General features: G+C 36.8%; 1 protein-coding gene. It reads left to right on the top strand.

The annotated features are described in order from the left end of the window. Positions 1-247, top strand: a 247-nt coding sequence (locus tag ACM615_RS24015) for a sensor histidine kinase (RefSeq protein ID WP_431012648.1), incomplete at both ends; no start/stop codon positions are given.

Raw genomic sequence — 247 nt, 5'->3', positions numbered from 1 at the left:
AAGAACATTACCATTCACATTGTCGATAACGGCGTCGGTATCACCTCTTCAAATCAATTCAAAATATTTGAAGAATACTATAGAGAAGACCATGTACAAGATAGCATTGGCACGGGTATAGGCTTAGCACTTACTAAAAAGATAATCGAGCAACACGGAGGAGAAATTTATTGTCGATCCAATTATGAAAAAGAAGAACTTTGGACTATTTTCACGGTTCGCTTACCCATAACAGCCAATCTTCAAT

Origin of the sequence: Rahnella sp. PAMC25617, assembly GCF_050606005.1 — a bacterium.
GTDB lineage: Bacteria > Pseudomonadota > Gammaproteobacteria > Enterobacterales > Enterobacteriaceae > Rahnella > Rahnella variigena.
Note: the sequence above shows the minus strand (reverse complement) of the source record. Positions and strands in the feature narration are given on the sequence as shown.